At 62.0% G+C, this 23,067-nt stretch carries 21 protein-coding genes; 16 read left to right on the top strand and 5 right to left on the bottom strand.

Annotation, left to right across the window (positions count from 1 at the left end; all coding sequences use genetic code 11):
• The first annotated feature begins 38 nt into the window (after positions 1 to 38).
• A complete protein-coding gene (pta, locus tag HKK54_RS14840) occupies positions 39 to 2,138 on the top strand; it encodes a phosphate acetyltransferase (protein ID WP_010176998.1) in 2,100 nt (699 codons plus the stop codon).
• Positions 2,139 to 3,038, top strand: coding sequence for an acyltransferase (locus tag HKK54_RS14835; RefSeq protein WP_169387110.1), 900 nt, complete (start codon positions 2,139 to 2,141; stop codon positions 3,036 to 3,038). It begins immediately after the preceding gene.
• Between the two features lie 108 nt (positions 3,039 to 3,146).
• On the opposite strand, the gene cysN is transcribed toward HKK54_RS14835, so the two are convergent.
• The 3 genes from cysN to HKK54_RS14820 form a co-directional block, all read right to left on the bottom strand.
• Positions 3,147 to 5,045: a sulfate adenylyltransferase subunit CysN gene (gene cysN, locus HKK54_RS14830; RefSeq protein WP_169387109.1), complete on the bottom strand. Its 1,899-nt coding sequence runs from the start codon at positions 5,043 to 5,045 to the stop codon at positions 3,147 to 3,149.
• A 9-nt stretch (positions 5,046 to 5,054) separates the two neighbouring features.
• Positions 5,055 to 5,972 (bottom strand): sulfate adenylyltransferase subunit CysD, encoded by a 918-nt coding sequence (gene cysD / locus HKK54_RS14825; RefSeq protein ID WP_005784641.1) that lies wholly within the window; start codon positions 5,970 to 5,972, stop codon positions 5,055 to 5,057.
• Between the two features lie 183 nt (positions 5,973 to 6,155).
• A complete protein-coding gene (locus tag HKK54_RS14820) occupies positions 6,156 to 6,914 on the bottom strand; it encodes a Nif3-like dinuclear metal center hexameric protein (RefSeq protein ID WP_010177002.1) in 759 nt (252 codons plus the stop codon).
• Between the two features lie 103 nt (positions 6,915 to 7,017).
• On the opposite strand from HKK54_RS14820, the gene algW reads away from it, so the two are divergent.
• From algW to HKK54_RS14805, 3 genes are all read left to right on the top strand, one after another.
• Positions 7,018 to 8,172 carry a Do family serine endopeptidase AlgW gene (algW, locus tag HKK54_RS14815; RefSeq protein WP_010177003.1) on the top strand — a complete coding sequence of 385 codons (1,155 nt, stop codon included), beginning with the start codon at positions 7,018 to 7,020 and terminating at the stop codon, positions 8,170 to 8,172.
• Positions 8,173 to 8,280: 108 nt separating this feature from the next.
• Positions 8,281 to 10,392, top strand: a complete 2,112-nt coding sequence (locus HKK54_RS14810) for a TonB-dependent siderophore receptor (RefSeq protein WP_169387108.1) — start codon at positions 8,281 to 8,283, stop codon at positions 10,390 to 10,392.
• Between the two features lie 13 nt (positions 10,393 to 10,405).
• On the top strand, positions 10,406 to 11,125 hold the full coding sequence (locus HKK54_RS14805; RefSeq protein WP_169387107.1) for a DUF4198 domain-containing protein: 720 nt from the start codon (positions 10,406 to 10,408) through the stop codon (positions 11,123 to 11,125).
• A 133-nt stretch (positions 11,126 to 11,258) separates the two neighbouring features.
• Here HKK54_RS14805 and hemH read toward each other — a convergent pair whose 3' ends face one another.
• Together hemH and HKK54_RS14795 are read right to left on the bottom strand one after the other, a co-directional pair.
• The gene (gene hemH / locus HKK54_RS14800; RefSeq protein WP_010177008.1) at positions 11,259 to 12,284 is read right to left on the bottom strand and encodes a ferrochelatase; all 1,026 of its coding nucleotides are present in this window, start codon (positions 12,282 to 12,284) and stop codon (positions 11,259 to 11,261) included.
• A gap of 14 nt (positions 12,285 to 12,298) precedes the next feature.
• Positions 12,299 to 13,198 carry a TIGR01777 family oxidoreductase gene (locus tag HKK54_RS14795; RefSeq protein ID WP_169387106.1) on the bottom strand — a complete coding sequence of 300 codons (900 nt, stop codon included), beginning with the start codon at positions 13,196 to 13,198 and terminating at the stop codon, positions 12,299 to 12,301.
• 209 nt (positions 13,199 to 13,407) lie between these two features.
• Between HKK54_RS14795 and HKK54_RS14790 the strand changes: the two genes are divergently transcribed.
• The 11 genes from HKK54_RS14790 (at position 13,408) to HKK54_RS14740 (ending at position 23,062) form a co-directional block, all read left to right on the top strand.
• Entirely contained in the window at positions 13,408 to 14,394 is a 987-nt protein-coding gene (locus tag HKK54_RS14790) for an NAD(P)/FAD-dependent oxidoreductase (RefSeq protein WP_010177010.1), read from the top strand.
• The gene (locus HKK54_RS14785) at positions 14,391 to 14,606 is read left to right on the top strand and encodes a TIGR02450 family Trp-rich protein (RefSeq protein WP_010177011.1); all 216 of its coding nucleotides are present in this window, start codon (positions 14,391 to 14,393) and stop codon (positions 14,604 to 14,606) included. Before HKK54_RS14790 ends, HKK54_RS14785 begins: the two co-directional genes overlap by 4 nt.
• 113 nt (positions 14,607 to 14,719) lie before the next feature.
• On the top strand, positions 14,720 to 15,691 hold the full coding sequence (locus HKK54_RS14780) for a YbgA family protein (protein WP_237151065.1): 972 nt from the start codon (positions 14,720 to 14,722) through the stop codon (positions 15,689 to 15,691).
• A gap of 3 nt (positions 15,692 to 15,694) precedes the next feature.
• The gene (locus HKK54_RS14775) at positions 15,695 to 16,633 is read left to right on the top strand and encodes a MerR family transcriptional regulator (RefSeq protein WP_010177013.1); all 939 of its coding nucleotides are present in this window, start codon (positions 15,695 to 15,697) and stop codon (positions 16,631 to 16,633) included.
• On the top strand, positions 16,634 to 18,079 hold the full coding sequence (gene phrB, locus HKK54_RS14770) for a deoxyribodipyrimidine photo-lyase (RefSeq protein WP_169387105.1): 1,446 nt from the start codon (positions 16,634 to 16,636) through the stop codon (positions 18,077 to 18,079).
• Positions 18,072 to 18,494, top strand: a complete 423-nt coding sequence (locus HKK54_RS14765; RefSeq protein ID WP_169387104.1) for a nuclear transport factor 2 family protein — start codon at positions 18,072 to 18,074, stop codon at positions 18,492 to 18,494. The genes phrB and HKK54_RS14765 overlap by 8 nt, the downstream gene beginning before the upstream one ends.
• Entirely contained in the window at positions 18,491 to 19,273 is a 783-nt protein-coding gene (locus tag HKK54_RS14760) for an SDR family NAD(P)-dependent oxidoreductase (protein WP_010177017.1), read from the top strand. Before HKK54_RS14765 ends, HKK54_RS14760 begins: the two co-directional genes overlap by 4 nt.
• Positions 19,270 to 20,517 carry an NAD(P)/FAD-dependent oxidoreductase gene (locus HKK54_RS14755; RefSeq protein WP_010177018.1) on the top strand — a complete coding sequence of 416 codons (1,248 nt, stop codon included), beginning with the start codon at positions 19,270 to 19,272 and terminating at the stop codon, positions 20,515 to 20,517. Before HKK54_RS14760 ends, HKK54_RS14755 begins: the two co-directional genes overlap by 4 nt.
• A complete protein-coding gene (locus HKK54_RS14750) occupies positions 20,514 to 21,320 on the top strand; it encodes a DUF1365 domain-containing protein (RefSeq protein WP_010177019.1) in 807 nt (268 codons plus the stop codon). Before HKK54_RS14755 ends, HKK54_RS14750 begins: the two co-directional genes overlap by 4 nt.
• A complete protein-coding gene (locus tag HKK54_RS14745; protein ID WP_010177020.1) occupies positions 21,307 to 22,578 on the top strand; it encodes an SAM-dependent methyltransferase in 1,272 nt (423 codons plus the stop codon). The genes HKK54_RS14750 and HKK54_RS14745 overlap by 14 nt, the downstream gene beginning before the upstream one ends.
• Positions 22,571 to 23,062 carry a DUF2878 domain-containing protein gene (locus HKK54_RS14740; RefSeq protein WP_010177021.1) on the top strand — a complete coding sequence of 164 codons (492 nt, stop codon included), beginning with the start codon at positions 22,571 to 22,573 and terminating at the stop codon, positions 23,060 to 23,062. The genes HKK54_RS14745 and HKK54_RS14740 overlap by 8 nt, the downstream gene beginning before the upstream one ends.
• Positions 23,063 to 23,067 lie beyond the last annotated feature (5 nt).

Raw genomic sequence — 23,067 nt, 5'->3', positions numbered from 1 at the left:
AGGCCGCCACCGAAGCCATGCACCTCCAGAGAATTCGCATGCAGACTTTTTTTATCGCGCCCACCGATTTTGGTGTGGGTCTGACCTCCATCAGCCTTGGGCTGGTGCGTACCCTTGAACGGGCCGGGCTGAAAGTCGGCTTCTTCAAACCGATTGCCCAGCCGCACCCCGGCGACACCGGCCCCGAGCGCTCCACCGAGCTGGTGGCCCGTACCCACGGCCTCAAACCGCCCCAACCCCTGGGCCTGGCCCATGTAGAGCGGATGCTCGGCGACGGCCAGCTGGATGAGCTGCTGGAAGAAATCATCACCCTTTACCAGCAAGCCGCCGTGGGCAAGGACGTGTTGATCGTCGAAGGCATGGTGCCGACCCGCAGCGCCAGCTATGCGGCCCGGGTCAACCTGCACCTGGCCAAGAGCCTGGACGCCGAAGTGATCCTGGTCTCGGCCCCGGAAAACGAAGTGCTCACCGAACTCTCCGGCCGCGTGGAACTGCAGGCCCAGCTGTTCGGCGGCCCGAAAGATCCAAAAGTGCTGGGGGTGATCCTCAACAAGGTGCGCACCGACGAAAGCATGGAAGCGTTCTCGGCGCGGCTCAAAGAGCATTCGCCGTTGTTGCGCAGCGGCGATTTCCGCCTGTTGGGCTGCATCCCGTACCAGCCGGAACTCAACGCCCCGCGCACCCGCGACGTGGCCGACCTGATGGGCGCGCAGATCCTCAACGCCGGTGATTACGAAAGCCGGCGCATGACCAAAATCATCATCTGTGCGCGCACCATGCGCAATACCGTGGAGCTGCTCAAACCCGGCGTATTGGTCGTGACGCCCGGCGACCGCGACGACATCATCCTCGCCGTCAGCCTGGCCGCCATCAACGGCGTGCCGCTGGCCGGTTTGCTACTGACCAGTGACACCCTGCCCGACCCACGGATCATGGACCTGTGCCGGGGCGCGTTCCAGGCTGGGCTGCCAGTGTTGTCGGTGAGCACCGGCTCCTACGACACCGCCAACCAGCTCAACAGCCTGAACAAGGAAATCCCGATTGATGACCGCGAACGTGCAGAGATCATCACCGATTTCGTCGCCAGCCACCTCGACGCCCGCTGGCTGCACCAACGCTGCGGCACGCCGCGGGAAATGCGCCTGTCGCCGGCGGTGTTCCGTTATCAACTGATCCAGCGCGCCCAGGCTGCCAACAAGCGCATCGTGTTGCCCGAAGGCAGCGAGCCGCTGACCGTGCAGGCCGCGGCCATCTGCCAGGCACGCGGGATTGCCCGTTGCGTGCTGCTGGCCAAGCCGGCCGACGTGGAAGCCGTGGCCCGCGCCCATGGCATCGAGCTGCCCGAAGGCCTGGAGATTCTCGACCCCGACCTGATTCGCCAGCGCTACGTCGAACCGATGGTAGCTCTGCGCAAAACCAAAAGCCTCAACGCGCCGATGGCCGAGCAGCAACTGGAAGACACCGTGGTGATCGCCACCATGATGCTTGCGCTGGATGAAGTCGACGGCCTGGTCTCCGGCGTCATCCACTCCACCGCCAACACCATTCGCCCGGCCTTGCAGCTGATCAAGACGGCGCCGGGCTGCACCCTGGTTTCGTCGGTGTTCTTCATGCTGTTCCCGGAGCAAGTGCTGGTGTACGGCGACTGCGTGATGAACCCGCACCCCAGCGCGGCAGAGCTGGCGGAAATCGCCCTGCAAAGCGCCGACTCGGCCGCCGCATTCGGTATCACGCCGCGAGTGGCGATGATCAGTTATTCCAGTGGTGACTCCGCCACGGGTGAAGAAGTCGAGAAGGTCCGCGAAGCCACGCTGCTCGCCCACGAAGCCCAAAGTTCGCTGCTGATCGACGGCCCGTTGCAATACGACGCCGCCGCCAACGAAACCGTGGCCCGGCAACTGGCGCCCAACAGCCTGGTGGCGGGCAAGGCCACGGTGTTCGTGTTCCCCGACCTGAACACCGGCAACACCACCCACAAGGCGGTGCAGCGCAGCGCCGATTGCGTGAGCCTCGGGCCGATGCTGCAAGGCCTGCGCAAACCGGTCAACGACCTGCCCCGAGGGGCGCAGGTGGACGACATCGTGTACACGATCGCATTGACCGCGATTCAAGCCGCCAACCGACCTATGGATGTCTAAATGCTGGATTTTCTACCTGCCGCCGTGCGCGGGGTGATCGCCTCGCTGTTGCTGGCGTTGAACACGATCCTGCTGTGCTCGTTCCTGTTTATCGTGGCGCTGTTCAAGGCGTTGCCGTTTGCCAAGCGCTTCAGCGAGTGGCTGATGAACCAGACCCACGAGGCCTGGATCAGCAACAACAAGGCCTGGATGAACCTGGTGCGCCGCACCCGCTGGCACATCAAGGGCCTCGAAGGCCTGGACTACCAGCACTCGTACCTGGTGACCAGTAACCACCAGAGCTGGGTCGATATCATGGTGCTCCAATACGTGCTCAACCGGCGTATTCGCCCGCTGAAGTTTTTCCTCAAGCAAGAGCTGATCTGGGTCCCGGTGATCGGCCTGGCGTGGTGGGCCCTGGGCTTCCCGTTCATGAAGCGCTACACCAAGGCGTACCTGGAAAAGCACCCGGACAAGAAAGGCAAAGACCTGGAAACCACCCGCAAGACCTGCGCGAAGTTTCGCCACAACCCGGTGGGCATCTTCAACTTTGCCGAAGGCACGCGATTTACCCCCGGCAAGCATGCGCAGCAGAAGTCACCGTTTCGTTATCTGCTCAAGCCCAAGGCGGGCGGCATTGCGTTTGTGCTGGATGCCATGGGCGAGCAGTTGAAGTCGCTGGTGAACGTGACCATTCACTACCCTGCCGGGCGCCCGGGTTATTGGGCTTTGCTCTGCGGCAATGTGAAGGACGTTGTCGTGCAGTTTGAAGAGGTGCAGATTCCGGCCGGTTTTATCGGCAAGAATTATGAGCAGGATGGGGAGTATCGGTTGGCGTTCCAGGGCTGGATCAACCGGTTGTGGGAAGAGAAGGACGAATTGCTCGCCAAATTGCACACAGATTATCCCGCCAGTCACTGATCAACCTGTGGGAGCGGGCTTGCTCGCGCCCACATTTGACCGAGTTGTTTTCAAGACCCCATAAAAAAGCCCGCCAACGTGGCGGGCTTTTTTGTGCAGATCTAAAGCTTAGATCGCGCCGCGCTGACGCAGCAGCTCCAGCACTTGCTTGACGCTGTCTTCCAGCGACAGGGCCTGGGTGTCGATCACCAAATCGGCGTTCAACGGCACGTCATACGGGAAGGACTCGCCCGGGATGTTATCCCCGCCCGCCGCGTACAAGCCTTGCGGATCGCGCTCGGCACACACCAGCGGCGAAGCCTGCACGTACACGGTCAGCAGACGATCACCGCCGATCAGTGCCTTGGCCTGCTCACGGCCTTCGGCATCCGGGGCAACGAACGCAGCCAGGGTCAGCAAGCCCGCTTCGTTGAACTGACGCGCCACGTGCGCGGCACGACGCCAGTTCTCGGTACGCCCGGAACGGTCCTGCGGCAGGCCCTTGTTCAGGTCATGGCGCAGGTTCTGGCCATCCAGCACAAACACCGCACGGCCCATGTCGAACAGCTTGCGCTCGACCGCGTAGGCCAGGGTGCTTTTGCCGGCGCCCGACAAACCGCTGAACAACACGGTCGCCGGTTGCTGGCCGAAGCGCTGGGCACGTTCTTCGGTGGCCACGTGGGCCAGCTTGCCATGCTGAGCCGCGCTGCCATGGGTCACCGGCGGCGCGATGATCATGCCCGCGGCCACAGTGCCGTTGGTCAAACGGTCGATGACGATGAACGAACCGGTGGTGCGGTTGCTCGCGTAACCGTCCAGGGCGATGACAGCGTCGAGGCTGACCTTCACCCGGCCGATCTCGTTCAACTGCAAGGCGCTCGCCGGGCCTTCTTCCAGGGTGTTCACGTCCACGCGATGCACGATGCTGGTGATGGAACCCGGCACGTAGCTGGTGGCGCGCTTGATGTCGTATTTCTTGCCCGGCAGCATCGGTTCTTCAGCCATCCACACCAGCATGGCGTCGAAGGCGTCGGTCACTTGCGGCACGTTGTCGGCGTGTACCAACAGGTCGCCACGGGAAATGTCGATCTCGTCTTCCATGGTCAGGGTCACGGCCTGGCCAGGACCTGCGTTTTCCAGTTCACCTTCAAAGGTGACGATGGATTTGACGCGGCTGCTCTTGCCCGACGGCAGCACCACGACTTCGTCGCCCTTGTGCACGATGCCGCTGGCCAGGGTGCCGGCGAAACCACGGAAGTTCAGGTTCGGACGGTTGACGTATTGCACCGGGAAACGCAGGTCGGTGTAGTTGCGGTCGTTGGCGATCTCGACGGTCTCGAGGATTTCCATCAGCGACTGGCCGGTGTACCAGGGCGAACGCTCGCTCTTGTTCACCACGTTGTCGCCCTTGAGCGCCGACATGGGTACGAAGGCCAGGGTGCTCGGCTTGAACGCGATACCGTCGGCGAACTTCAGGTAATCGGCCTTGATCGACTCGAACACGCTTTGGTCAAAGCCGTTGATGTCCATCTTGTTGATGGCCACCACGATGTGTTTGATGCCCAGCAACGAAGCGATAAAGCTGTGGCGACGGGTCTGGGTCTGCACGCCGTAGCGGGCGTCGATCAGGATGATCGCCAGGTCACAGGTAGACGCACCGGTGGCCATGTTGCGGGTGTACTGCTCATGGCCGGGGGTGTCGGCGATGATGAATTTGCGCTTGGCGGTGGAGAAGTAGCGGTAGGCAACATCGATGGTGATGCCCTGCTCACGCTCGGCCTGCAGGCCGTCGACCAGCAAAGCCAGGTCGATATCGTCGCCAGTGGTGCCGGATTTCTTCGAATCGCGGGTGATGGCTTCCAGATGGTCTTCGTAGATCATCTTGGAGTCGTGCAGCAGGCGCCCGATCAGGGTGCTCTTGCCGTCGTCGACGTTGCCACAGGTCAGGAAGCGCAACATTTCCTTGCGCTCGTGCTGGCCCAGGTAGGCGAGGATGTCCTCGCTGATCAAATCAGATTGATGCGACATGACAGCCCCTTAGAAATAGCCTTGACGTTTTTTATCTTCCATCGAGCCTGCACCATCGTGGTCGATGACACGGCCCTGGCGCTCGGAAGTTCGCGTCAGGAGCATTTCCTGAATGATGTCCGTCAGCGTCTCGGCTTCGGACTCCACCGCGCCCGTCAACGGGTAGCAGCCAAGGGTACGGAAACGTACTTTCTTTTTGACGATTCGGGCTTTGTCTTCGTCGGACAGGTGCTCGAGGATCCGGTCGTCGTCGATCATGATCAACGTGCCGTTCTTCTCGATCACTTCGCGTTCGGCGGCGAAGTACAGCGGAACAATCGGGATACCTTCCAGGTAGATGTACTGCCAGATGTCCAGCTCGGTCCAGTTGGACAGCGGGAACACACGGATCGACTCGCCCTTGTTGACGTTGCCGTTGTAGACGTTCCACAGCTCCGGGCGCTGGTTCTTCGGGTCCCAGCGGTGCTTGCTGTCGCGGAACGAGTACACGCGCTCTTTGGCGCGGGACTTCTCTTCATCACGACGGGCACCGCCGAATGCAGCGTCGAAACCATGCTTGTCGAGCGCCTGTTTCAGGCCCTCGGTCTTCATGATGTCGGTGTGCTTGGCGCTGCCGTGGGTGAACGGGTTGATGCCCTGCGCCACACCGTCCGGGTTCACGTGGGTGATCAGGTCCAGGCCCAGCTCTTCGACCATTTTGTCGCGGAACTTGTACATCTCCTGGAATTTCCAGCGGGTGTCGACGTGCATCACCGGAAACGGCAGCTTGCCCGGGAAAAATGCCTTGCGCGCCAGGTGCAGCATCACGGCGGAGTCTTTACCGATCGAGTAGAGCATCACCGGGTTATCGAACTCGGCGGCGACCTCGCGGATGATGTGGATGCTTTCCGCCTCCAGCTGTTTCAGATGCGTCAGTTTGTCGACCATGGTTACTCACGGAAAAACGATCTTATGGACGGCCAGCGGGCCGTGTTCGAGCGGGGCATGCTAGCACAGCGCCTGATTCTATTGAGGGAGCCAGCTAGATCGAAACGGTATATGAATATGCCCCGGGGTTTGGGGCACAGCTCCCACAAGGATTGGAGATTCCCCATTGTTTGGTGGTGTTTGTCAGATCGGGTTAGGGCAATCAATGAACAGATGTTCCAGGGCAAAACGCCGCGCCAGATAGTCACCCAGCGCCTGCACACCATATCGCTCAGTGGCGTGATGCCCGGCCGCGATAAAGCTGATGTCGTTTTCCCGGGCACTGTGGAACGTCTGCTCCGACGCTTCGCCACTCAGGTACAAGTCCACCCCGGCCAGTACCGCCTGGTCGATATACCCCTGGCCACCCCCGGTGCACCAGCCGACGCGGCGGATCATCTCGCTGCCTTCGATCAGCAGGGGCTCGCGGCCCATGGCTTCCTGCACACGGCGGGCAAAGTCGCGGGGCGACACCGGCTCGGCCAGGGAACCCACCAGCCCGACGACCTTGAGGTTGTCCGGGTCCAGCGGGCCTTCGACGGTGATGTCCAGTTGCCGGGCCAGTTGCACGTTGTTGCCGACTTCCGGGTGCAGGTCCAGGGGCAAGTGGTAGGCCAGCAGGCTGATGTCGTGCTTGAGCAGGGTTTTCAGGCGGCGCTGCTTCATGCCGGTGATGCAGGGGCTTTCGCCTTTCCAGAAATAACCGTGGTGCACCAGCACCAGGTCGGCCTGGGCTTCGACCGCCGCGTCCAGCAATGCCTGGCTGGCGGTCACGCCGCTGACGATGCGCAGCACCTGCGGCCGACCCTCGACCTGCAGGCCGTTGGGGCAGTAATCGGCGATTTTTGCACTATTAAGGTAGCGGTCCGCTTCCTCGACTAAGGTGCTCAGGGCTACGGCCATAAAAGACTCCTAAATATCCCGTTCAGAGGCGCTCACGGCCTCGTATAATGCGCGACATTATGGGCGCTCTCCCGTCCCCTGCAACCTGTCAGGATTTTTCTTAATGCTCAAGGCACTGCGTTTTTTTGGATGGCCATTGTTGGCTGGCGTGCTGATCGCGATGCTGATTATTCAGCGTTATCCACAACTGGTCGGCCTGCCGACTTTCGATGTCAACCTGCAACAGGCACCACAAACCAGCGCGGTGGTACAGGGCCCGGTGACTTACGCCGACGCGGTGGTGATCGCCGCGCCCGCCGTGGTCAACCTGTACACCACCAAAGTCATCAACAAGCCGGCGCACCCGCTGTTTGAAGACCCGCAATTTCGCCGCTATTTCGGCGACAACGGGCCCAAGCAGCGGCGCATGGAATCCAGCCTCGGCTCCGGCGTGATCATGAGCCCGGAAGGCTACATCCTCACCAACAACCACGTGACCACCGGCGCGGACCAGATCGTGGTGGCCCTGCGCGATGGCCGGGAAACCCTGGCCCGTGTGGTCGGCAGCGACCCGGAAACCGACCTCGCGGTACTGAAAATCGATTTGAAAGGCCTGCCTTCGATCACCATCGGCCGCTCCGAAGGGCTGCGCGTGGGTGACGTGGCACTGGCCATCGGCAACCCGTTCGGCGTCGGCCAGACGGTGACCATGGGCATCATCAGCGCCACCGGGCGTAACCAGCTGGGCCTCAACAGCTACGAAGACTTTATCCAGACCGACGCGGCGATCAACCCGGGCAACTCCGGCGGCGCGCTGGTGGATGCCAACGGCAACCTGACGGGCATCAACACCGCGATCTTCTCCAAGTCCGGCGGCTCCCAGGGGATCGGCTTCGCCATCCCGGTGAAGCTGGCCACTGAGGTGATGAAGTCGATCATCGAGCATGGCCAGGTGATTCGCGGCTGGCTGGGGATTGAAGTGCAGCCGCTGACCAAGGAACTGGCCGAGTCGTTTGGCCTGACCGGGCGCCCTGGCATCGTGGTCGCCGGGATCTTCCGCGACGGCCCGGCGCAGAAAGCCGGCCTGCAACTGGGTGACGTGATCCTCAGCATCGACGGCGAACCGGCCGGCGATGGCCGCAAGTCGATGAACCAGGTGGCGCGGATCAAGCCGACCGACAAGGTGGCGATCCAGGTGATGCGCAATGGCAAGGAAATCAAGCTGCAGGCAGAAGTGGGCCTGCGTCCGCCGCCTGCGCCGGTGAAAGAAGAAGAATAACGGCTTCGGGAGCCCGCTCGCGGGCTCCTGTTACCTAATATTTCAGAAGAAAATTATTCTCATTAGAGATGTTATATTGTTTCAATATCGCTATTGGAACGCTCTATAATGCCGTCTCGAAGATTTGCCCCACTGGCCGGAATCGCCTTGGGTTTACTGGTAGAACCAGCCTACGCCGAAGACAACACCCCGCTTGAACTGGACGCCACCCGCATCACCAGCGAGGCGTACGAATCGGCCACCGGCCCGGTCAAGGGCTATCGCGCCACCCGCTCCGCCAGCGCTACCAAGACCGACACCGCCCTGCGCGATATCCCACAGTCCATCAGCGTGATTCCCGCCTCGGTGCTCAAGGACCTGGGCAGCACCCACGTCGAGCGTGCCCTGGAGTTTGCCGGTGGCGTGTCCAAACAGAACAACTTCGGCGGCCTGACGCTTTACGAATACAGCGTTCGCGGCTTCACCACGTCAGAGTTCTACGTGGACGGTTTCAGCGCCAACCGCGGTTACCCGAGCACGCCGGACACGGCCAATATCGAACGCATCGAAGTGCTCAAAGGCCCCGCCGCCAGCCTGTATGGCCGGGGCGATCCGGGCGGCACGGTGAACATTGTCAGCAAAAAGCCGCAGCCCGAGGCCTTCACCACCGTGCAGACCAGCGCCGGCAGCTGGGACCGCTATCGCACCGCGCTGGACGTGAACACACCGCTGGACAGCGAGGGTAACGTCTTGTCGCGGGTCAACCTGGCGGTGGAAGACAACCACAGCTTCCGCGACCACGTGCAGGCCAAGCGGGTGTTCGTCGCGCCCTCCATCAGCTGGCAACTGGACCCGGACACCCGCCTGCTGGTGGAAAGCGAATTCGTGCGCCACCGTTCCACTTTCGACCGTGGCATCGTCGCCCCGAATAACCACTGGAGCGGCGTCTCCCGTTCGACCTTCCTCGGCGAACCCAACGACGGCGATATCCGCAACCACAACAACCGCCTGCAAGCCACCCTCGAACACCACCTCAACGATGCCTGGCAACTGCGCCTGGCCAGTCATTACAAACAAGGCAGCCTGTGGGGCGATGCTTCGGAAAACCGCCCGCTGGATGCCGATGGCCACACCCTCAGCCGCCGCTACCGGGAACGCTCCACCGGTTGGCACGACAGCATCACCCAACTCGAACTGCGCGGGCGGTTCGACATCGGCAGCTGGCAGCATGAGTTGCTGATCGGCACCGAGTACGAGGACTACCGCAAGAAAGAACGGGTAACCACCATCGCCGGCGGTCCCTATGCCGTCGACCTCTATAACCCGGTCTACGGCCAGCCAAAACCCAACGGCAAACGCTCAGGCACCGACTTCTTCGAACAGGTGAAAAGCCAGGCGCTGAACCTGCAGGACCAGATCGTCTTCACCGACCGCCTGCGCGGGATGATTGGCGCGCGTTTCGAACACGTTGAGCAACACACCGACGACTTCGCCCGCAACCATGCGAAAAGCCGGCAAACCCACGACGCCCTGACCCAACGCGCCGGCCTGCTCTACCAGCTGACGCCTGAGGTGGGCCTATTCGCCAATGCCTCCACTTCGTTCAAACCCAACAACGGCCTGGACGCCGGCGGCAAATCCTTCAAGCCGGAAGAAGGCGTGGGCTATGAAATCGGGATCAAGAGCGAACTGTTCGACGACCGCCTGAGCACCACCCTCGCCGCCTTCCATATCGAGAAGGAAAATGTCCTGGCCCTGGACCCGGCCACCGACACCCAGCGCGCCATGGGCAAGGCCCGCAGCCAGGGCTTTGACCTGCAACTGACCGGGCAAGTGACCGACGCCGTACGGGTGATCGGCGCCTTTGCCTACATCGACGCCGAAGTGACCAAAGGCGACAAAGTCATCCCCACCGGCAGCCGGATTCTCGGCGTGGCCAAACGCAGCGCCAGCTTGCTGGGGGTGTATGAATTCCAAGATGGCCTGCTGCGTGGCTCAGACCTTGGCGCGGCCTTTACCTACGTGGGCGATCGCTCGGGTGAAGCCGGTGGGCGCTTTGAGTTACCGGCTTACCACACCGTTGACCTGCTGGCTCACTACAAGGCCAGCGATAACGTCACCGTGGGCCTGAACCTCAACAACCTGTTCGATGAAAAGTACTACGAGCGCTCCTACAGCAATTACTGGGTCAATCCCGGTGAGCCGCGCAATTTCACCGTCAGCCTGACCCTCAACCTGTAAAAGGACGTCACCCATGCAAGCCTTCAAATCCCTGGCCGTGCTCGGCCTGCTGTTTGCCACCCAGGTCTCGGCCCACGGCCTGTGGACCGAACAACGACGCGGCAATATCGAAGTGATCTACGGCCACGGTGCCGAAGACAATGCGTTCAAGGCGCAGAAAATCAGCGGCGCCTGGGCTTATGACGCCAGCGGCAAAATGATCCCGGTGACCGTGGAACGCCTGCCCGACCATGCGCGCCTGAAGCCGCTCAAGTCGCCGGCCGTCTTGGCCGTGGCGCTGGATAACGGAATGTGGTCGCAGACTGCTGACAAGAAGTGGATCAACCAAGGCCGCAGCAAAGTGCCGGGGGCGATCGAGTCGACCCAAACCTTCAAGTACAGCCTGGCGATTTACCAGCCGGGGGCGAAGTTGCCGAAGCTGGAACAGATCAAGCTGCTGATCTTGCCGGAAGTTGATCCGCTGACCGTAGGACCGGGCAAGTCACTGCCGGTGCGGGTGCTGCTGGATGGCAAGCCGGCGGCGGGGATCAAATTGATTGGGGATTATCGCAATGCACCGAACACCTTGAGCACAGAGACCGATAAGGACGGCCGCGCCCAGGTGCTGGTGAGGAATGAAGGGCTGAACGTGATTGCGGCGCAGGTGGAGATCCCGCTGAAGGACAATGCTGATGTAGCGACTCGCGAACTGTTCAGTTCACTGACCTTCCTGGGCGAGCCGCATCACGAATAACCCCGCAAAACAATGTAGGAGCCGGGCTTGCCCGCGATGGCGATTTTTCAGTCGAGGCATCTGGTGACTGATCCACCGCTATCGCGGGCAAGCCCGGCTCCCACATTTGATCTCTATCGTTTCGACAATCGGATCACAGTGCAACCGGCGCTCTTTCACACAAGGTATTGAGCGCCACCGCCCACTGCGGGTCGTCATTCAAGCAAGGCACCAACACCAACTCCTCGCCCCCCGCCTCGCGGAACTGTTCCAGCCCGCGGTCACCAATCTCTTCCAGCGTCTCGATGCAGTCCGCGACAAACGCCGGGCACATCACCAGCAGCTTCTTAACGCCTTGTTGAGCCAACGCTTCAAGGCGTGCCTCGGTGTAGGGTTCGATCCACTTGGCCCGCCCCAATCGCGACTGGAACGCCACCGACCACTTGCCCTCCGGCAAGCCCAGGCGCTCGGCAAAATCCCGCGCAACGCTGAAGCATTGGGCGCGATAGCAGGTGGCAAGCACCTCGGGAGAGGCGTTCTGGCAACAGTTGGCGTCCTTGAAACAGTGTTGCCCGGTAGGGTCGAGCTTTTTCAGGTGACGCTCGGGCAAGCCGTGGAAACTCAGCAGCAGATGATCGAAATCCTGCTCCACGTAGGCCCTGGCACTGTTGGCCAGCGCATCAAGGTATTCCGGCTGATCGTAAAACGGCTGCAGAATCGAAAATTCGATCGCCAGCTTTTTGTCCCGCACCACGCGCCGGGCTTCTTCAATCACCGTGGTCACGGTGCTGTCGGCAAACTGTGGGTACAACGGCGCCAGGGTGACTTTCCTGATGCCCTGGCCGGCCAATCGCACAAGCACCGTTTCAATCGACGGTTCGCCATAACGCATCGCCAGTTCCACCGGGCCCTGGGTCCATTGCGAAGTCATTTGTTGTTGCAGGCGACGGCTGAGGACCACCAGCGGCGAGCCTTCGTCCCACCAGATCGAGGCGTAGGCGTGGGCCGACTGCTCGGGGCGCTTGATCAGGATCAGCGACACCAGCAAACGCCGCACCGGCCACGGCAGGTCGATGACGTAAGGGTCCATCAGGAATTGATTAAGGTAGCTGCGCACATCCGCCACCGAAGTGGACGCCGGTGAACCCAGGTTGACCAATAACAACGCGTGATCCGTCATGCAACATCCTATTTCTAGAGGCGGCTGGACAAGTCGTCCAGGGCCGCGTGCAACTCAGTGAACTGGAAAGTGAAACCGGCTGCCAACAGCCGCTGCGGCAACGCCCGCTGGCCACCCAGCAACAAGCCCGACAACTCACCCAGGCCGATGCGCAAGGCAAACGCCGGCATGGGCATGAACGCCGGGCGGTGCAGCACCTTGCCCAGGGTCTTGGCGAACTCAAGGTTGCGCACCGGGTGTGGCGCGCAGGCATTATAAGGACCGCTGGCGCCTTCCTTGTGCAGAAGAAAATCAATCAGGGCGATTTGATCCTTTATATGGACCCACGGCATCCACTGCCGACCATTGCCGATAGGCCCGCCCAGCGCCAGTTTGAACGGCAGCAACAGCCGCGACAAAAAGCCGCCCTCGGCTGCCAGCACCAACCCGGTTCGCACCAGTACCACACGGATCCCCAATGCTTCGGCGCGCTGGGCCGTTTCTTCCCAGGCGATCGATAACTGGCTGCCAAAGTCGTCCTGCACCGGGCCACTGTCTTCGGTCAGCTCACGCTCGCCGCCGTCGCCGTACCAACCCACCGCAGAGCCGGAGATCAACACCGCCGGTTTTTGCTCAAGGCCCTCAAGCCAGGCCAACAACGTTTCGGTGAGACCGATACGGCTGCTCCACAGCAGCGCCTTGCGTTTATGGGTCCAGGGGCGGTCGGCAATCGGCGCGCCGGCCAGGTTGACCACGGCATCCACCGGCTCGTTTACATCTTGCAGGCGGGCAATGCCGTGCACCTGGGCACCGCACAATTTAGCCACTTGTTCGGGATGGCGGCTCCAGACCGTAAGGCGATGGCCCTGGGCAAGCCAGTATTGGCAGAGTTGACGGCCGATCAAACCCGTACCGCCGGTCAGCAAAATGTGCATGAGTTGTTCCTCGTGTAACGTTCGCCGACCACCGTTAGTCTATTTTATAGACAGGGATGTTTTAATCGGGCGCAACGCTGGTTAAACCTTCAGGTTTAACCATAGGTCACGCCAAACGATCAGGTACGCCAAAACTTATACCAAAAAACAATATTGTACAGCTATTGGTGTCGGCGTAGTCTGTACCCAACGGTAAAACGAGGCCTCCCATGACTGTTCCCATCGCGATCATTGGCACCGGCATCGCCGGTCTCTCCGCCGCCCGAGCGTTAAAAGACGCGGGGCACGCTGTACAACTCTTCGATAAAAGCCGCGGCAGTGGCGGTCGCATGTCCAGCAAGCGCAGCGATGCCGGGGCACTGGACATGGGCGCGCAGTACTTCACCGCCCGCGACCGGCGCTTCGTCAACGAAGTGCAACGCTGGCAGGCCCAGGGTTGCGCCGAGCAATGGAAACCGCAGCTGTACAACTTCAAGTCCGGGCAACTCACGCCCTCCCCCGATGAACAGATCCGCTGGGTCGGCACGCCGCGCATGAGCGCGATCACCCGCGCCCTGCTGGATGACTTGCCGGTGCACTTCGGTTGCCGCATCACCGAAGTGTTTCAGGGCAAACACCACTGGAACCTGCTGGACGCCGACGGTGAAAACCACGGCCCGTTCAGCCACGTGATCATCGCCACCCCGGCGCCGCAAGCCACCGCTTTGCTGGCCGCCGCGCCCAAGCTGGCAAGTGCCGCCGCCGGGGTGAAGATGGACCCGACCTGGGCCATCGCGCTGGCCTTCGACAAGCCGTTGGACACCCCCATGGAAGGCTGCTTCGTGCAAGACAGCCCGCTGGACTGGCTGGCCCGCAACCGCAGCAAACCCGGGCGCGACACCACCCTCGACACCTGGGTGCTGCACGCCACCAGCACCTGGAGCAAGCAACACCTGGACCTGTCCAAGGAAGCGGTGATCGAACACCTGCACGGTGCCTTCGCCGAACTGCTGCACAGCGCCATGCCGGCGCCGTCCTTCACCCTCGCCCACCGCTGGCTGTATGCGCGGCCGTCCACCAGCCACGAATTTGGCGTGCTGGCCGACGCCGACCTGGGCTTGTACGTGTGCGGTGACTGGTGCCTGTCGGGCCGTGTGGAGGGCGCCTGGCTCAGCGGCCAGGAAGCGGCACGGCGATTGATCGAGCACCTGCAGTGAACCGCATCAATCCCGCCAAATTGCTGCTGTCGAAGTGGACAGCAGCCCGCCCGCAGCACAAGGAAAAACACTTCCTGGTGACCCAGTTGCTGCGCGACGACGAAGGCGATGTGCAGGAAATCGAGCTGGAAGCCGTGATCAGCCATCGCGTGCAGCGCCTGCCTTGGCAAACCCTGCAAAACGCCGAAGACTGGAAAATCGGCTGGAAATAGCCATTCCGAAAATACCTGTACAAATTATTTGACTTGTACAGCTTCAAACCTATGATGAGATTAAGTTGTACAGGAATTTAACTCTGTACAGGATTTTTCATAGAGGTTTGGCCATGCCCAGCACCCTGCCCGCCACCGGCAAACCGAAAATCGCCATCAGCGCCTGCCTGCTGGGCGAGAACGTGCGCTTCAACGGCGGGCATAAACAATCCCAGCTGTGCAGCCAGACCCTCGCCGAGTACTTCGATTTCGTGCCGCTGTGCCCTGAAGTCGCCATCGGCCTGGGCATTCCCCGCGAGCCCATCCGCCTGGTGGGCGACCCGCTGAACCCTCAGGCCGTCGGCACCGTGCACCGCGAACTCAACGTGACCCGGCCGCTGGACGATTACGGCCAACAAATGGCCGCTGAACACACCGACCTCTGCGGCTACATCTTCATGCAGAAATCCCCGTCCTGCGGCCTGGAGCGGGTCAAGGTCTATCAAGACAACGGCATGCCCATCGACGGCGGCGGGCGCGGCATCTACGCCCAGGCGTTTTGCGCACGCCACCCCAACCTGCCCGTGGAAGAAGACGGTCGGCTGAACGACCCGGTGCTACGGGAAAATTTCCTGACCCGGGTGTTCGTCTACGCCACCTGGCAGCACCTGCTCGCCGAAGGCCTGACCCGTCACCGCCTGCTGGAATTTCACTCCCGCTACAAATACCTGCTGATGGCCCACAGCCCGGTGCATTACAAAAGCCTCGGCAACCTGCTGGGCGGCATGCGCAAGGACGTCGACCTCGATGCCCTGGCCACCGGCTATTTCAGCGAATTGATGACGGCCCTCAGCAAGTGCGCCACGCGCGGCACCCACACCAACGTGCTGCAACACATCAGCGGCTACCTCAAGCAAGCCATCAGCGCCGAAGACAAACAGGAAGTGCAGACCCTCATAGGCCAATACCGCCAGGGCATCGTGCCGCTGGTGGTGCCGCTGACCCTGCTCAAGCACCACTTTCGCCAGCATCCGGACCGCTACATCGCGCAGCAGGCCTACCTGCAACCGCACCCGGAAAACCTCAGCCTGCGTAATGCGATTTAACCCATGAATGTTTCCCTGCAAGACGACAATGACCCCGGCGAAGATTTCGCCCAAGCCCTGCAAGAAGGCTGGCTGCCGATCCGCGAAGTGGCGCGCCAGACCGGCGTCAACGCGGTGACCCTGCGCGCCTGGGAACGGCGTTACGGCCTGATCGTGCCCCAGCGCACGCCCAAGGGGCACCGGCTGTTTTCCGCCGAGCACGTGCAGCGCATCCATACCATCCTGACCTGGCTAAACCGCGGTGTGCCGGTCAGCCAGGTCAAGGGCCTGATCGACACCGCGCACAGCACCAGCGAACCGCCGGTGGAAAACGAATGGCACAACCGGCGCCAGCAGCTGTTGCAGGCCATCAGCGAACTGGCCGAGCGCCGGGTGGATGACGCCTTCAACCAGGCCATGGCGCTGTACCCGCCGCGCACCCTGTGCGAGCAACTTCTGCTGCCGTTGCTCAAGGAGCTTGAACTGCGCTGGCAAGGCCAATTCGGCGCGCAGATGGAACGGGTGTTTTTCTATTCCTGGCTGCGCAGCAAATTCGGTGCGCGGATGTATCACAACAACCGCCAGCTCAACGGTGCGCCGTTGCTGCTGGTCAATCATTCCGACCTGCCGCTGGAGCCGCACCTGTGGCTCACCGCCTGGCTGGCCAGCAGCGCTGATTGCCCGGTGGAAGTCTTCGACTGGCCCTTGCCGGCCGGCGAACTGGCCCTGGCCGTCGAGCACCTGCAACCCCGCGCGGTGTTGCTGTATTCGAGCAAGGCCCTGCATGTGCCGGCGCTGGGCAAACTGTTGAGCGGTTTCAGTTGCCCAAAACTGATAACCGGACCAACGGTATGCATCCACCAGGCCGAGCTGTCCGTATTAACCCAAGACATTCCTGAACTGCTCCTGGCCGAAGACCCGTTGTCGGCCCATCAGGTACTGATCCAGCGTGGACTTATTTAAATGCACTTGATCTGGCTGCGCACCGACCTGCGCCTACATGACAACACCGCCCTCGCCGCCGCTGCACAGCGCGGCCCGACAGCGGCTGTCTACCTGATCAGCCCCGGGCAATGGCTGGCCCACGATGACGCGCCGTGCAAAGTCGACTTCTGGCTGCGCAATCTGCAGAGCTTGAGCGTGGCACTGGGCGAGCTGAACATTCCGCTGTTGATCCGCCATGCCTCGACCTGGGACCAGGCACCGCAAGCCCTGGCAGACCTGTGCCAGGAACTGTCGGTGGAGTCGGTGCACGTCAATGACGAATACGGCATCCACGAAGAGCGTCGCGACGCAGCGGTGGCCACGGCCCTCGAAGCCCAGGGCGTGACCTTCCACAATTACCTGGACCAATTGCTGTTCCAGCCCGGCAGCGTACTGACCAAGACCGGCACGTACTTCCAGGTGTTCAGCCAGTTTCGCAAGGTCTGCTACAGCCGCTTGCACGGCGCGCTTCCCCGCCTGATCGCCGCCCCCAAGGCGCAGGCGCCGCTCAAACTCAAAAGTGACCCGATCCCCGATCAGGTCGACGGTTTTGTTACCCCGAGCGAAGCCTTGCGCGCGCTGTGGCCTGCCGGTGAAACCGAAGCCCGGCGCCGTCTCGACCAGTTTGCCGACGCACAAATCAGCTACTACAAGGACGAACGCGACTTCCCGGCCAAGCCCGGCACCAGCCAGCTCTCGGCTTACCTGGCCGCCGGTGTGGTTTCGCCGCGCCAGTGCCTGCACGCCGCGCTGCAAAGCAACCAGGGCGAATTCGAAAGCGGCGACATTGGCGCCATCACCTGGATCAACGAGCTGCTGTGGCGCGAGTTCTACAAACATATCCTGGTGGGCTACCCACGGGTCTCCCGCCACCGCGCCTTCCGCCCCGAGACCGAAGCCGTGGCCTGGCGCAACAGCCCCGAAGACTTGAAGGCCTGGCAGGAAGCCCGCACCGGCCTGCCGATCATCGATGCGGCCATGCGCCAATTGCTGGAAACCGGCTGGATGCACAACCGCCTGCGCATGGTGGTGGCGATGTTCCTGACCAAAAACCTGCTGATCGACTGGCGTGAAGGCGAGCGTTTTTTCATGCGCCACCTGATCGACGGTGACCTGGCGGCCAACAACGGCGGCTGGCAGTGGAGCTCGTCCACCGGCACCGATTCGGCGCCGTACTTCCGGATTTTCAGCCCCTTGAGCCAGTCGGAAAAATTCGACGGCGAAGGCGTGTTTATCAAGCACTGGCTGCCGCAGCTGGCGGCGCTGAACAAAAAAGAAGTGCACAACCCCGACGCCGTGGGCGGCCTGTTTGGCGTGGCGGACTATCCTCGTCCTATCGTCGATTTGAAAAAATCCCGCGACCGCGCCCTCGCCGCCTTCCGTAGCCTGCCGCCACGCCAGGCGGCTGGAGGCAGCTATGAGTGATTTCCTGCGCCGCTTCGCCCAGGCCTTTGCCAGTGTGGACAAGCACAACCTGCACCTGCTCGACAGCCTGTACAGCAAGGACATCAGCTTCACCGACCCGCTGCACGAGGTGCATGGGCTGACGGCGCTGCACCGTTACTTCGCCGAGCTGTACGACAACGTCACCCAGCTGCGCTTTGACTTCCATGGCTTCGATCAAGTGGCTGAAGGCGAAGGCTACCTGCGCTGGAAAATGAGCTTCTGCCACCCGCGCCTGGCCAAGGGCGAAGTGATTCGCGTCGAAGGCTGCTCGCACCTGCTGTGGCGCGACAAGGTGTACCAGCATCGAGATTATTTCGACGCAGGTGCACTGCTGTATGAGCACGTGCCGGTCCTCGGCGGCGTGGTCCGTTGGCTGAAAAGGAGAATGGGATGAACCTTGTGCCGCCCCGTCGTTATTGGTTGACCGGTGCCAGCAGTGGCATCGGTGCCGAACTGGCCAAAGCGCTGCTCGACAGCGGCGCCCATGTGGCCGTCAGCTCCCGCTCCAAGGCGCCGCTGGAGCAACTCGCCCAGCAATATCCGGGGCAAGTGCTGGTGGTGGCAGGCGACCTGACCAACAGCCAGACCGTGCGCGAAATCGGTGAGCACATCGCCGTGGTCTGGGGCTCGCTGGACACGGTGATCCTCAACGCCGGCACCTGCGAATACGTGGATGCCAAACAGTTCGACGCCTCGATCATCGAACACGTGGTGCGCACCAACCTGTTGGCCAGCAGTTACTGCATCGAGGCCGCCCTGCCGCTGTTGCGCGCCGGTCATAGCCCGCACCTGGTCGGCGTGGCCAGTGCCGTGACGTACCTGCCGATGCCCCGGGCGGAAGCCTACGGCGCCTCCAAGGCCGGCCTGCGCTACCTGTTTGAATCCCTACGTATCGACCTGTCGCCCGAAGGCATCGATGTGACCGTGGTCAGCCCGGGGTTTGTCGACACGCCGCTGACCGCCCGCAACGATTTCCCGATGCCCCTGAGCTGGCCCGCAGACAAGGCCGCGCGGCATATCTTCGCCAAGCTGCAAAACCGTCCACTGGAAATCGCCTTCCCGGCGCTGTTCATTGCTGCACTGTGGCCGCTGTCGAAACTGCCGAACCGCGCCAAGCTGATCATCGGCAAACGCATGCTGCGCAGCCCGCCACCGAGGAAGGACGACCTGTGAAGATCGCCATCATCGGCAGCGGCATCGCCGGGCTGACCAGTGCTTATCTGCTCAGTCGCCGCCATGACATCACGTTGTTCGAAGCGAGCGACTGCATTGGCGGGCACACCCATACAGCCAATGTCACGGTGGAGGGCAAAAGCTATGCGGTGGACACCGGCTTTATCGTGTTCAACAACTGGACCTACCCCAACTTCATCAAGCTGCTGGGGCAGATCGGCGTGACGTTCAAACCCACCGAGATGAGCTTTTCGGTGTGCGACCCGAGCGCCGGGTTCGAATACAACGGCAACAACCTCAACAGCCTGTTCGCCCAGCGCCGCAACATTCTATCGCCGGGTTTCTGGGGCATGTTGCGCGACATCCTGCGCTTCAACCGCCAGGCGCCGCTGGACCTGCAAGAGCAACGCATCAGCGCCGAGATGACCCTGGGTGAATACCTGCAAGCCGGCGGCTACGGCCAGCGGTTTATCCAGCACTACATCGTGCCGATGGGGGCGGCGATCTGGTCGATGTCCCTGGCGGACATGCTCGGGTTTCCCCTGCAATTCTTCGTACGGTTCTTCAAGAACCATGGTTTGTTGTCGGTGAGTAACCGGCCGCAATGGTGCGTGATCGAAGGCGGCTCCAGCCGCTATATCGAGCCGCTGACCCAGTCCTTCCGCGAAAAAATTCGCCTCAATTGCCCGGTTACCCGGGTTGAACGCTCAGCGATCGGCGTGGTTATCCACAGCGCCGCCGGCAGCGAGGTTTTCGACAAGGTGGTGTTCGCCTGCCACAGCGACCAGGCCCTGGCGCTGCTGGGCGACGCGAGCCCGGCCGAGCAACAGATCCTCGGCGCCCTGCCCTACGCCGACAACGACGTGGTCCTGCACACCGACACCCGTTTGCTGCCCGACCGCAGACTGGCCTGGGCCAGCTGGAACTATCGCCTCGACGGCAGCGCGCAAAAACAGGCTGCCGTGACCTACGACATGAACATCCTGCAGGGCATCGACAGCGCCACGACTTTTTGCGTGAGCCTCAACCAGACAGCGATGATCAACCCGCTCAAAGTCCTTGCCCGCTACACCTACGCCCACCCGCAATACAGCCTGGCCGCCGTGGCCGCACAAGCGCGCTGGGAAGAACTGCACGGCGCGCAGCACACCTACTATTGCGGTGCCTACTGGGCCAACGGTTTCCACGAAGACGGCGTGGTCAGCGCGTTGCGTGTAGCCAAGGCGTTTGGGGAAATCCTGTGAACAGCGCCCTCTACAGCGGCTGGATCGCCCATCGGCGGTTTACGCCCAAGGGCCATGCCTTTCGCTACCGGATCGGCCTGCTGTACCTGGACCTCAGCGAACAGCACGAAGTGTTCGGTTTGTCGCCACTGGCGGGCGAGCGCTGGGCGCCGTTCGCGTTTCGCCAGCAGGATTACCTGCGTGAATTGACCCGTCACGGCATGAGCTTGACCGATGCCGTACGCCAAGAAGTCGGCAAGGCCCTGGGGCGCATACCCCTGGGCGCAATCTGCCTGCTGACCCAGGCTCGCAGTTGGGGCCTGGCTTTTAATCCGGTGAGTTTCTTCTACTGCTTCGAGGCCGATGGAACACTGGCCGCGATCCTCTGTGAAGTGACCAACACCCCGTGGCGCGAGCGCTATCACTACGTACTGCCGGCCCAGGCGTTGCCTGCCGACGAGCACCAGCACTTCGCCGTGGCCAAGGCGTTTCATGTGTCGCCGTTTTTGCCCCGGGACCTGGAATACCGCATGAGCTTCAGCCCGCCCGCCGCGAAACTCGGCGTGCACATGGCCGACTGGCAGGGCGAGCTGAAAGTCTTCGACGCCACGTTGAGCCTGCAACGCGAAGCTTTGAACCGGGCCAGCCTGCACCGTTACCTGTGGCGCTTCCCGTGGATGACCGCCAAGACTTGCCTGGCCATTTACTGGCAGGCCCTGCGCCTTTTACTTAAACGCACGCCGATTTTTTCCCATCACGCCGCCGAAGGCGCTTCTCGCACCGCAGTCGGGTACACCAAGGATCGCCGCCATGAAATCCCCTAGCTTATCGGTCAAATCCAACCGCTTGAACGTCAACGGCATGACCGCCGCACTGCTGCGTAAAGCGGTGCTGCGCCAGCTCGGCCAACTGCGCCACGGCCAGTTGGTGGTGATTGAGGACGGCGAACGGCAAGTCTTCGGCGCACGGGAAGCGCACCTGCTGGGGGAAATCCAGATCCTCGACTCGGCGGTGTGGGGGCTGGTGGCGGCCAACGGTTCCATCGGCGCGGGCGAGGCGTTTATTCATGGTTACTGGAGCAGCCCGGACCTCACCGCCGTGGTGCGGGTGATGGTCAGTAACCTCGACGTGCTCGATGCGCTGGAAGGTGGTCTGGCCAAACTCGCGCGGCCCTTCACCCAAAGCCTGCACTGGCTCAACCGCAATACGCGCAAGGGCTCGCAGAAAAACATCGCCGCCCATTACGACCTGGGCAACGACCTGTTCGAGGAATTCCTCGACCCGACCATGATGTATTCGGCCGCACAATTCCTCACCGCCGACGACACCCTGGAACAGGCCCAGTTGAACAAACTGGAACGCATCTGCCAGAAACTCGCGCTGAAACCGTCCGATCACCTGCTGGAAATCGGCACCGGCTGGGGCAGCATGGCGATTTATGCGGCGCAGCAATATGGCTGCAAGGTCACCACCACGACCTTGTCCAAGGAGCAGTTTGCCTACACTGAAAAACGCATCGAGGCCCTGGGTTTGCAGAACCAGGTGACGCTGCTGCTGGAGGACTACCGCGACCTGACCGGGCAGTACGACAAGCTGGTGTCCATCGAGATGATCGAAGCGGTGGGCCATCGCTTCCTGCCGACCTATTTCAAGCAGTGCGCGCAGTTGCTCAAGGGCAACGGCCTGATGTTGCTGCAAGCCATCACCATTCGTGAACAACGCTACGAACAGGCCAAGAGCAGCGTGGACTTTATCCAGCGCTACATCTTCCCCGGCGGCGCCCTGCCCTGCGTGCAGAAGATGCTCGAGATCGTCAGCCGCGACACCGACATGAACCTGCTGCACATGGAGGATTTCGGCCTGCACTACGCGCGAACCCTGCGCCTGTGGCATGAGAACTTTCGCCGCGCCCACAGCCGCCTGACGGAAATGGGCTACGACGAATACTTCCTGCGGCTGTGGGAGTTTTACCTGTGCTACTGCGAAGGCGGTTTTATGGAGCGCACCATCGGCACCGCACAGATGCTGCTGGCCAAGCCGGCGGCGCTGACCCAGCCGCTGCTCGGGCGTTTTGATGCTTAAACCGCTGGCGAATGCCGTACTGTTCCAGTGCGGCTGGTTTGCCTGTGTGCTGGGCGGCGACAGCCTGTGGCTATTGGTGGGAGTGGCCGTGCTGGCGGTCCACCTGCTGTGGATAAGTTCGTGGTCCGAGGAAGGCCAGGTGGTCCTGGCCGTCACCCTGCTGGGCACGGTGATCGACACCGCGCTGCGCGCGTTTGGCGTGTTTCACTTCAGCCTGCCCGGGCCGTTGGCGCCGGTGTGGCTGATCCTGTTGTGGGCATTGCTGGCGACCACGCTGCGCCATTGCCTGGCCTGGAGCGCACAGCCCTGGTGGCGTGCAAGCCTGCTGGGCGCGGTGGGCGGGCCATTGTCTTATTACGCCGGCAGCCAGTTGGCCGGGGTCAGTTTCGGCTATGGCACCGTGGCGACCCTCCTCGGGCTGGCGTTGCTTTGGGGCATGATCTTTCCATGGCTGCACTGGGTCGCCAGGCAGTTGGCACACTGACGTCC

It is taken from the genome of Pseudomonas sp. ADAK13 (genome assembly GCF_012935715.1).
Classification (GTDB): Bacteria; Pseudomonadota; Gammaproteobacteria; order Pseudomonadales; family Pseudomonadaceae; genus Aquipseudomonas.
The sequence above is the reverse complement of the archived record's forward strand: the minus strand, read 5'-3'. Positions and strand labels throughout refer to the sequence as shown.